Source organism: Kitasatospora sp. NPDC058170, from assembly GCF_042883905.1.
GTDB lineage: Bacteria > Actinomycetota > Actinomycetes > Streptomycetales > Streptomycetaceae > Kitasatospora.
On record NZ_JBHVUV010000049.1, the window covers coordinates 28643 to 39549 of the forward strand.

General features: G+C 76.0%; 7 protein-coding genes. All 7 read right to left on the reverse strand.

Annotated elements, in window-relative coordinates:
* Window positions 1-145: 145 nt before the first annotated feature.
* On the reverse strand, window positions 146-1090 hold the full coding sequence (locus ACFVVX_RS35540) for a bifunctional riboflavin kinase/FAD synthetase (RefSeq protein ID WP_387951969.1): 945 nt from the start codon (window positions 1088-1090) through the stop codon (window positions 146-148).
* A gap of 66 nt (window positions 1091-1156) precedes the next feature.
* Window positions 1157-4756: a trypsin-like peptidase domain-containing protein gene (locus ACFVVX_RS35545; protein WP_387951971.1), complete on the reverse strand. Its 3600-nt coding sequence runs from the start codon at window positions 4754-4756 to the stop codon at window positions 1157-1159.
* Between the two features lie 250 nt (window positions 4757-5006).
* Entirely contained in the window at window positions 5007-5936 is a 930-nt protein-coding gene (gene truB, locus ACFVVX_RS35550; RefSeq protein ID WP_387951973.1) for a tRNA pseudouridine(55) synthase TruB, read from the reverse strand.
* 23 nt (window positions 5937-5959) lie between these two features.
* On the reverse strand, window positions 5960-7063 hold the full coding sequence (locus ACFVVX_RS35555; RefSeq protein ID WP_387951975.1) for a bifunctional oligoribonuclease/PAP phosphatase NrnA: 1104 nt from the start codon (window positions 7061-7063) through the stop codon (window positions 5960-5962).
* A gap of 2 nt (window positions 7064-7065) precedes the next feature.
* A complete protein-coding gene (gene rbfA / locus ACFVVX_RS35560; RefSeq protein ID WP_387951977.1) occupies window positions 7066-7509 on the reverse strand; it encodes a 30S ribosome-binding factor RbfA in 444 nt (147 codons plus the stop codon).
* A 153-nt stretch (window positions 7510-7662) separates the two neighbouring features.
* Window positions 7663-7959 (reverse strand): DUF503 domain-containing protein, encoded by a 297-nt coding sequence (locus tag ACFVVX_RS35565; RefSeq protein WP_030397729.1) that lies wholly within the window; start codon window positions 7957-7959, stop codon window positions 7663-7665.
* 150 nt (window positions 7960-8109) lie between these two features.
* Window positions 8110-10907 (reverse strand): translation initiation factor IF-2 (gene infB / locus ACFVVX_RS35570; protein WP_387951979.1); only part of this gene is annotated, 2798 nt, incomplete at its 5' end.

A 10907-nucleotide genomic window follows, 5' to 3' on the forward strand; every position in this document is an offset into this window, starting at 1 on the left:
CGCAATCCCAGTTTTCCACCTGTCTGGTGGGCTGGTTTTTTTTTAAAAGACACCGCCCCCCGAAGTCCCCGCACCGCGGGGGCCCGCCGACCGCTCGGAAACGCGGGGGTCGGCGGGCCCCTGCGCGCTGTGCGGGTCGGCCGGGTCAGCCCGCGTCGGTGAGCTCGCGGGCCTGCTTGACGTCGTCGGCCATCCGGTCGAGCAGCGCCTCGATGGAGTCGAACTTCTCCATCCCGCGCAGGTAGACCAGGAATTCGACGGCCACGTGCAGCCCGTACAGGTCCAGGCCCACCCGGTCGATGGCGTAGGCCTCGACCGTGCGGGCGGTGCCGTCGAAGGTCGGGTTGGTGCCGACCGAGATCGCGGCCGGCATCCGCTCGCCGTCGGCCGTCAGCCAGCCCGCGTAGACACCGTCGGCGGGGACGGCGCTGTGCGGCACGGTCTCCACGTTCGCGGTCGGGTAGCCCAGCTCGCGGCCGCGCTGCGCACCGCGCACCACCACGCCCTCGACCCGGTGCGGACGGCCCAGCACCTCGCCCGCGCCCGCCACGTCGCCGGCCGCGACCAGCCGCCGGGTCAGGGTGGAGGAGAACGGCTCGCCGCCGCCCGCCTCCCCGCTCACCTGGAGGTCGACCACCTCGACGTCGAAACCGGCCGAGGCGCCCAGCTCGGCGAGCAGCGCCACGTTGCCGGCCGCCCGGTGCCCGAAGCGGAAGTTCGGCCCCTCGATGACGGTGCGCGCGTGCAGCGCGTCCACCAGGACCTGCCGGACGAAGGTCTCCGGGGCCTCCTGGGAGAACTCCGCGGTGAACGGCAGCACCAGGACGGCGTCCACGCCCAGCGCCTCGATCAGCTCGGCGCGGCGGGGCTGCGGGGCGAGCAGCGGCGGGTGGCTGCCCGGGCGGACGACCTCGCTCGGGTGCGGGTCGAAGGTGACCACCACCGAGCGGACGCCGAGTTCCCGGGCGCGCTCGACCGCCCGGTTGATGATCAGCTGGTGTCCGCGGTGCACACCGTCGAACGAACCGATGGTGACGACGCTGCGTCCCCAGTCACCGGGGATCTCCTCCAGGCCACGCCAGCGCTGCACCCTGACCGCTCCTTGTTCCGTACGGCGCGTACCTTCTGTACGCTCAAACGCTCAAAACCCGAACCCCTATAGCGTGCCATGCGTCTGGCCCTGCTTCGGCACCGGAAGGCGGGTTGGGCGCACCGCCGGGTGTCCGGCGGGCCGCGCGGGCCCGGGTACCGGTCCGGGCGAGGGCTCGCGCCCGGCCTCGGCGGCGGCGTACCGCGGGTCGTGGCCGGCCGCCGCGAGGGCCCGCAGCCGGTCCAGCCGGGGCCCGGCGGGCGGGGGCGGGGCGGCCTGCCCGGGCCACCGGGCGAGCAGCAGCGCGAAGGCCGGCCAGCGGTCGGCGCAGCGCACCAGCACCTCGTCCGCCGCGGGCAGTCCGGCGGCCGCCCGGGCCACCAGGGCGCGGATCCGCTCCGGCGGCCCGTCGGCGGCGCAGCCCTCGGCCAGCCGTTCCAGGGCGGCGGTGAGCACCGCCGGATCGCCCTCGGTGGCCAGCAGGGTGTCCAGCAGGTCGCGCCGCAGGGCGTCCGCGGCGGTCCCGGGCACCGGGGTCGCCAGTACCTGCGCGAAGGGCCGGCGCACGGCCGGCGCACGGGCCGCCAGGGCGCCGCCCAGCAGCAGCCGCAGCTCCAGCCGGGCGGCCGGGCCCTCGGCGCCGCCCCGGGCCAGCCGGCGGCCCAGGTAGTCGACCGCGATCGGCCCGGCCAGGCCCGGACACTCCCTCAGCAGCCGCCCGGCCAGCTCGGCGCCCCGGCGGGCGGCGATCGGTGCGCGGGCGTCGGCCAGGACGCGCAGCGCCTCGGCGACCGCCGCACCGGGTTCGGGCAGCCGGTCGGCGAGGGCGGCGAGCACCGCCTCCGGGTCGCTCTCCAGGGCCGGGGCCAGGGCCCGCGCGGTCAGGAAGGGGTCCTCGCCGCGCCGGTAGACGGCGAGGGCGGCCGGCAGGTGGGCCGCCCCGGCCGGTCCGTCCTGGAGCAGCAGGGCGAGCGCGGCGCCGTGCAGGCCCGGCTCCGCTTCCCGGGCGAGCAGGGTCTGCGCGGTGTACCGCAGCAGCTCCCGGCCGGCGCCGCTGGCGTGCGGGGCGGTGCGCAGCGCGTGGACGGCGGCGGCGACATGGCGTTCCGGCCGCGGGTCGTGGCTCCAGCGGTCCACCGCCCGGCAGAGCGCGGAGGGCTCCTCGGCGGCGAGGAGGGTCAGCAGGGCGTCGGCCCTCGGGTGCGCGGCGTCGGCGAGCGCCTCCGTCAGGTCGTCCAGGGCGAGCCTGCGGTGGGCGTACAGCAGGTCGTGGGCCAGGTCGGCGACGGTGGTGCCGGGCCGGGCCGGCAGGCCGTGCGGGTCGTCGAACCAGGTGCAGAGCTGCGGGATCACGGCCGCCGGGTCGGTGCGCAGCCGGTCGGCGACCGCGGTGAGGAAGGGCTGTCCGGGCCCGTCCGCGGCGACCAGGCGGCGCAGCAGCGCCAGTTCGGGCCCGGCGGGCAGCCCGAGGCCGGTCCAGAACGCCGGGCCGAAGCGGCCCAGCCCGGCCGCCGGGAGCTGCTCGAACCCGCCTGTCGTGGCGGCCCGTTCGGCGATCCGGCCGGCCAACTGGGCCAGCAGCGCGCGGTGTTCGCCGACGTCCGGGCTGGCGGCCAGCCCGGCGGCCAACAGGCCGCCCGCCCACCAGGCGGGTTCGCTGCCGGGCGGGCGCAGGTCCAGGGCCCGCCAGAGCCGGTGCAGCCACAGGTCCAGCGCGGGCGCGCCCCAGGTCTCGGCCAGCCGCTGGAGGGCCGCCGCCACCGGGCCGATCCGGTGCCTGGGCACGCCCCGGGCCTCCCCGGCGGGCCTGGTGTCCTCGGCCTCGCCCAGCAGCAGCCGCAGCGCCGCGTCGAGGTCCAGGTGCAGGCCCTGCAGCCAGTCGGAGAGTTCGCCGTGCGCCAGCCGGTAGCCGGGCCCGGCGGGGACGAACAGGCCCTCGGCGAGTACCGCCGTGGCCCAGCCGCCCGCGGTCGGGAACAGCTCCTCGAAGGCGGCCCGGTCCAGGCCGCCCTGCCCGGCGCCGAGCATCCGCCGGGCGGCCTCGTGCACCCGCCCGGCCACCGCCGCCGCCAGCCGCCGGGCCCGGCCGGGCCCGCGGCCCGCCGGGCGGGTGGCGCCCCTGCGGTGGGCGCCCGGGCGGCGGGGCTGCTGCCCGTCCGCCGCGATCCGCTGGGCCACCCGCAGGCAGCGCAGGTCGAGATGGGCCGCGAACAGCTCGCCGCGCCGGACGGCCTCCCCGGTCAGCCCCTCCGCGCAGAGCTCCCCCGCCAGCCGCAGGGCCAGCGGGTGCCGTGCGTCCGCCTCGGCCGTCCAGCCGGGCGGCACCCCGTAGCGCCGCCGCACCCGCTCCGCCGCCTCCGCGGGCAGCGGCCCGAGCCGGTGGACGGCGGCGGCCGCGGGCCCGTCGGGGGCGGTCCGGTCGCAGCCCTCCTCGGCGAGGCGTTCCCAGGCCTCCTCGCCACAGGCCGTCAGCAGCCGTGCGCCGCAGGCCGCGAGCCACTGCGCGGTGGCCCGTAGCCAGGCGGCCCCGAGCGGGGCGGGGGCCTCCTCCGGGGCGTCCAGGACCACCAGCAGCGGCCGCCCCGCCGCCGCGCAGAGCGCCGCCACCTCGGTCGGCGGCGGCGGTGGCGGCGTGCCGAGCTCCAGTGCGGCCGGTGCCAGCGCGCGCCCGACCGCGTCGGCGAGCGAGCGGTCCTCCGGGCGGAGGTCGGCGCCGCGCAGCCAGAGCGTGGGCAGCGGCCGGACACCGGCCGTCCGCCGGACGGCGAGCGCGGCGAGCTCGGTGGTCCGGCCGCTCCCGGGGGCGCCGACCAGTGCGGTGAGCGGCTGCGGCGGCTCCTCCGCGGGCGGCCCGTCCGGGCGGTCGACCCGGTCGGCGGCCAGGGCGGCGACCCTCCCCGGGCCCGCGCCGGCGGCCGCCAGCTGCACGGCGGCCAGCCGCAGCACCCCGGCCAGGTTGAGCGCGGGGCCGTACCCGGGCACGCCCGCCGCGTTCCGGGCCAGTGCCTCGGCCAGCTCCGGCGCCATCTCCCCGGGCCCGCCGCCCGCCGCCGGTACCGCCGTCAGCGCACCGTCGGTCAGCGCACCGCCGGTCTGCGGGCCACCGGTCTGCGGGCCCGCCAGCGAGGGCGCGACGACGCCGACCACCGCGCCGCTGCGGGCGTCCAGCACCGGCGCCCCGGCCGGTACCGCGGCCGCCGCGCCGACCGCCGACAGGTCGAGCAGCAGCACCCCGTCGACCGGGTGACCGCGCTCCCCCCGGGGCGCGTGGACGACGGTGGTGGTACCCAGCACCGCGGCCCGCAGGGCCACCGCCCGCTCGCCCTCCCCGCTCAGCCCGGCCAGCGCGACCTGGTGGCCCGGGCCGGCCACCGCGATCGGCAGCGGCGGTACCGGCAGCCCGCCGACCGCGTCGGTGCGCAGCAGCGCGAGCCCGTGCTGCGGCAGCGCCAGCACGCTGTCTGGGCCCAGGACCCGGGTCTGCCCGCCGGGGGTGTGCAGGACGATCCGGTCGAGGCCGGCGACGCCCTCGTACGCCGTGAGCACGGTGCCCTGCGGGTCGACGACGAACCCGAGCCCGTGCAGCCGTCCGCCGAGGTCGCGGATCCGCAGCAGGTACCGCCCCGGATCGCCCGTCACCCCGTCGCCGTCCAGGAAATCCGGCATCTCGCGCAGCCCTCCCCGCAGGGCCGGGCGGCCCGGGAGGGGACTCGTCGCGGCGACCTGCTCGCCGCCGGGAGCCTGCCCCTCCCCGGCGCGGCCCGACCGCGCCTGCGCCGGTCACCACCGCCGTTCACCTCGCGCGCTCCCCCGTCCGGGTGAACCGCCCGGCGGACGCCCGGGTGAACCGCCCAGCGAAGAGCCCCCGGCCGCCGTCCGAGGACGGCGACCGGGGGCTCACGACTCCCGCGGGGCCTCAGCCGACGAAGACCGCGACCGGTTTCGCCCGGCCATCCGTCTCCTCCACCAGGGCGAGGAACCGCTCGTCCGGCCCGAAGACCGCGATCGGCCCGTCCACGCCCAGCCCGGGCGCCTTCAGCCGCGCGCCGTGCGACAGCAGCTTCGCCTGCTCGGCGTCGAGGTCCCAGCGCGGGAAGGCGGCGGCCGCGGCCTCGCCGATCGGCAGCACCTCCAGCCCGGTGGCGGACTCGCCCTTCACCGCCTCCTCCAGCTGGTCCAGGGTCCGCGCCGACTCCACGCCGTAGGGGCCGACCCTGGTGCGCCGCAGCGCGGTGAGGTGGCCGCCGACGCCGAGCCCGGCGCCGAGGTCGCGGGCCAGCGCCCGAATGTACGTGCCGGAGGAGCACTCCACGGTCACGTCCAGGTCGATCACGGGCGTGCCGTCCTCGGCCACGGCCGCGCGCTGCCCGTGCACGGTGAAGGAGTGAATCGTGGTCGGCCGGGCGGCCAGCTCGAAGTCCTCGCCCTCGCGCACCCGCGCGTACGAGCGCTTGCCGTCGATCTTGATCGCGCTGACCTTGGAGGGCACCTGCATGATCTCGCCGGTGAGCGCGGCGATGCCGGCGTCGATCGCCTCCCGGGTCACGCCGTCGGCCGGGGCCGAGGCGGTGACCTCGCCCTCCCGGTCGTCCGTGACGGTGGTCTGGCCGAGCCGGACGGTCGCCTCGTAGGTCTTGGCGGTCAGCATCAGATGGCCGAGCAGCCGGGTGGCCCGCTCGATGCCGATGACCAGGACGCCGGTGGCCATCGGGTCCAGCGTGCCGGCGTGGCCGACCTTGCGGGTGCCCGCCAGCCACCGCAGCTTGGCGACCACCCCGTGCGAGGTGATGCCCTCCGGCTTGTCGACGATGACCAGGCCGTCCGGGCCGGTTCCCTTGCGCTTCATCGGGTTCTTTCTCTGGGAATTGATCAGTTGGCGGGCCGCAGCGCGCCGCGGAACCGCTCCACCACGGCCGCCACGTCGTCCCGGGTGGAGAACCCGGCCGCGTAGGTGTGCCCGCCGCCGCCGAGCGCGGCGCAGGCGGTGGCGACGTCCACCGCGCCCTTGGAGCGCGAGGAGCCGCGCAGCGTGCCGTCCGGGTCCTGCTTGAGCACCAGGGCGACCTCGGCCTCGGCCGGGCGGCGCACGATGTCGATCAGGCCCTCGATCTCCTCGACGGTGACGCTGAACAGCACCATGTCCTGGTAGGGCACCCAGGTCCACACCAGGCCGAGGCCGTCGGCCGCACCGGGCTCGTAGACGGCCCGGTCGAGCGCGCGGGCGAGCACCTTGAGGTAGCCGAAGGAGGAGGTGTCCCACAGCCGCCGGGAGATCAGGTCGTGCCGGATGCCGGTGGCCAGCAGCCGCCCGGCGAGTTCGTGGGTGGCCGGGGTGGTGGCCGCGTACTTGAAGGAGCCGGTGTCGGTGGCGACGCCGGTGTAGAGGCAGGTGGCGAGGTCCTGGTCGAGCTCCACGCCGAGCCGGCGCAGCAGTTCGTCCACCAGGACGGCGGTGGCCGGGGCGCTCGGGTCGATCAGCTGGTGGGTGCCGAAGCCGGGGTTGGAGGCGTGGTGGTCGAACACCACCAGGACGGGCGCCGCGAAGGCCTTGTCGTGCAGCAGGCCGAGCCGGCTCTCCGCGGCCACGTCGAAGCAGAGCACCAGCTCCGGCACGTCGGGCACCTCGCAGGCCGGGACGATCAGCTCCTGGCCTGGTAGGAAGGCCAGCGACTCGGGCACGATCTGCGGGTCGTCACCGAAGGAGACCCGGACCTCGTGGCCGAGCCCGCGCAGCGCCAGCGCGGCCGCCAGGGCCGAGCCGAGCGCGTCGCCGTCCGGGCAGATGTGGCAGATCAGGTCGATGGACCGGGCGCGCCCGATCTCGGCGACCACCTGCTGCCAGACCAGCTCGAAGCCGGGTGCCTCGGCGCGCGGCCCCGGAAGCACCGCGAGGGCACCCTCCACCGTGCTGGTGGAGGACGCCCCCGCGATTGCTCCGGCTACCGAACCGGCCTTCGCCGGCTCACCTGCCATGACTACTCGTCCTCGTCGTCACGCTCGGCGCCCGGGACCTTGTACGGGTCCGCGTCACCGGCGTAGGTCGCGCCGGCGGCGGTGGTGCGCACCGCCGCGTCGATCTGCCGGGCCCGGTCGAGCAGGTCGTCGATGTTCCGGGCGTTCTCCGGCAGGGCGTCCGCGACGAAGGTCAGCGACGGGGTGAAACGCACCCCGGTCTGCTTGCCGACCTCGGAGCGGAGCACGCCCTTGGCGCTCTCCAGCGCGGCGGCCGTGGACTCGCGCTCGGCGTCGTCGCCGTAGACCGTGTAGAAGACGGTGGCCTCGCGCAGGTCGCCGGTGACCTTGGTGTCGGTGATGGTCACGAACCCCAGGCGCGGGTCCTTGATCCTGCGCTCCAGGGTCTGGGCGACGACCACCTGGATGCGGTCGGCGAGCTTGCGCGCCCTTGCGGTGTCGGTCACGTTGCCTCCTCGTGCAGTGGGCCGGGTATCCGGGTCGATCGCTCACCCGTCGGGGCCCATGCCCCAAAGTACCGGCCCGCGCCCAGCCTTGTGGGCGCTCTCGGTCCTGATCTGTGTGAGAACGGCGACTTCCGCCGGCCCTCTCCGCAGACCTCATTCATCGTCGTCGTTGTGGTAGCGCCTCCTGGCGGAGAGCAGCTGAACCTCGGGGCGGCCGGCGACCAACCGCTCACAGCTGTCCAGGATCTCGGTGACGTACCCGGCTTCGCCGGACACCACCGCGAGGCCGATCTCGGCCCTGCGGTGCAGATCCTGGTTCCCGGTCTCGGCAGCGCACACGCTGTACTTGCGCTGCAGTTCGGCCACGATGGGCCGCACGATCGAACGCTTCTCCTTGAGCGAGTGGACGTCGCCCAGCAGCAGGTCGAAGGTGAGTGTTCCCACGAACATGTATGACAGGTCTCGCCGACCTGGGGGCCTCGGGGACAGCCCTGAACCGGGCTGGTCAATGCTCCAACTGACTACCCCAGGACCCTACACAGCGAGACCGGGGCCGGTCGACGGGAATTCCACCCGTCGACCGGCCCCGGTGAGCCCTGCTTAGCCGCGCGGCTTCTCGCGCATCTCGTAGGTCTCGATGACGTCGTCGACCTTGATGTCGTTGAACGACCCCAGGGTCACACCGGCCTCGAAGCCCTCGCGGACCTCGGTCGCGTCGTCCTTGAAGCGGCGCAGACCCTCGATGGAGAGGTTCTCCGCCACCAGACGGCCGTCGCGGATGAGGCGGGCCTTGGCGTTGCGGCGCAGCAGGCCCTCGCGGACCAGCACGCCGGCGATGTTGCCGAACTTGGAGGAACGGAACACCTCGCGCACCTCCGCGGAACCGAGGCGCACCTCCTCGTACTCCGGCTTGAGCATGCCCTTGAGGGCCGACTCGATCTCCTCGATCGCCTGGTAGATGACCGAGTAGTACCGGACGTCCACGCCTTCCTTGTCGGCCGCGGTACGCGCACGGCCTTCGGCGCGCACGTTGAAGCCGATGATGATGGCGTCGGAGCCCATCGCCAGGTTGACGTCGGACTCGGTGATCGCACCCACACCGCGGTGCAGGATGCGGAGCTCGACCTCCTCGCCCACGTCCAGCTTGACGAGCGCGTCCTCCAGGGCCTCCACGGAACCGGAGACATCACCCTTGATGATGAGGTTGAGCTGCTCGATCTCGCCGGCGGCGATGGCCTTGTCCAGGTCCTCCAGGGACACCCGGACCCGGCGCTGCGCGAACGCGGCGTTGCGGTCACGGGCCGAGCGCTTCTCGGCGATCTGACGCGCGGTGCGGTCCTCGTCGACGACGATGAAGCTGTCGCCGGCGCGGGGCACCGAGGTGAGACCGAGGAGCAGCACCGGGCGGGACGGGCCGGCCTCGCTGAGGCTGTTGCCGTTCTCATCCAGCATCGCGCGGACGCGGCCGTAGGCGTCGCCGACCACGATCGAGTCGCCGACGCGGAGGGTACCGCGCTGCACGAGCACGGTCGCCATGGCGCCGCGGCCCTTGTCGAGGTGGGCCTCGATGGCGATACCCTGCGCGTCCTGGTCCGGGTTGGCCCGCAGGTCGAGCGAGGCGTCGGCGGTCAGCACGACCGCCTCCAGCAGCTGGTCGATGTTCAGACCCTGGCGCGCGGAGATGTCGACGAACATGGTGTCGCCGCCGTACTCCTCCGCCACCAGACCGAACTCGGTCAGCTGACCGCGGACCTTGGTCGGGTCGGCGCCCTCGACGTCGATCTTGTTGACGGCGACCACGATCGGCACACCCGCGGCCTTGGCGTGGTTGAGCGCCTCGACCGTCTGCGGCATGACACCGTCGTTGGCCGCGACCACCAGGATCGCGATGTCGGTGGACTTGGCACCACGGGCACGCATGGCGGAGAACGCCTCGTGACCCGGGGTGTCGAGGAAGGTGATCGGGCGGTCTTCGCCGTTGACCACGGTGGCCACCTGGTAGGCACCGATGTGCTGGGTGATGCCACCCGCCTCGCCGGCCACCACGTTCGACTTGCGGATCGCGTCCAGCAGTCGGGTCTTACCGTGGTCGACGTGACCCATGACGGTGACGACCGGCGGGCGCGGGGCCAGCTGGTCCTCGTCGCCCTCGTCGGCACCGAAGTCGATGTCGAACGACTCCAGCAGCTCGCGGTCCTCGTCGTCCCGGCTGACGATCTCCAGGACGAAGCCCATCTCGTCCGCCAGCAGCTGCAGCGTGGCGTCGGAGACCGACTGGGTCGCGGTGACCATCTCACCGAGGTTGAACATGACGGAGACGAGCGCGGCCGGGTTGGCGTTGATCTTCTCCGCGAAGTCCATCAGCGAGGCGCCGCTGGACAGGCGAACGGTCTGGCCGTTGCCGCGGGGCAGCATCACACCGCCGACGGACGGGGCCTGCATGGCCTCGTACTCCTGGCGCTTCGCCCGCTTCGACTTGCGACCGCGAGCCGGGCGACCGCCCGGGCCACGACCGAAGGCGCCCTGCGTGCCACCACGGGCACCCGGGCCGCCGGGACGGCCGCCGAAGCCGCCGGGACGGGGGCCGAAGCCGCCGCCGCCACCCGGGGCACCGCCACCGGGACGGGGGCCGCCGAAGCCACCGGCCGGACGCGAGCCCGGACCGGCCGGACGACCGGCGAAGCCCGGACGGGCGCCACCGGCGCCACCGGGACCACCCGGACGGCCGCCGGGGCCACCGGGACCACGGCCACCGGGGCCGGGACGCGGGCCCGGAGCCGGACGCTGCGGCATCATGCCCGGGTTCGGGCGCGGCATGCCGGACGGGCTCGGGCCGCCGGGACGCGGACCGGCCGGACGGGGCATGCCGTCGGGACGCGGGGCGCCACCCGGACGGGGGGCACCGGCGCCGGGGGCACCGGGGCCGCCGGCCGGACGCGGACGGTCGCCGCCGGGACGCGGGGCGCCACGGTCGGCACCGGGGGCACCGGCCGGACGCGGACGGTCGCCACCGGGACGCGGGGCGCGCTCGCCACCGGGCGCACCGGCACCCGGACGCGGACGGTCGCCACCGGGACGCGGCGGACGCTCGCCACCGGGCGCACCGGCACCCGGACGCGCACCCGGCGCGGCCGGACGGCGGTCGCCGGGGCGGGCCATGCCGGTCGCACTGCCGGAGGTGAACGGGTTGTTGCCCGGACGCGGGCCGGCCGGACGCGGGCCCGGACGGGCACCGGCACCGGCGGCGGGAGCCGCCGACGACGGACGCGCGGCCGGGGCGGCCGGACGCTCGGCGGCGGGGGCGGCGTCACCGGCGGGAGCCGGCGAGGAGAACTCGGCCGCCGGGGCGGCCGGAGCCGCCGGCGTGGCCGGGCGGGCCGCCGGGCGCGGGCCCGGGG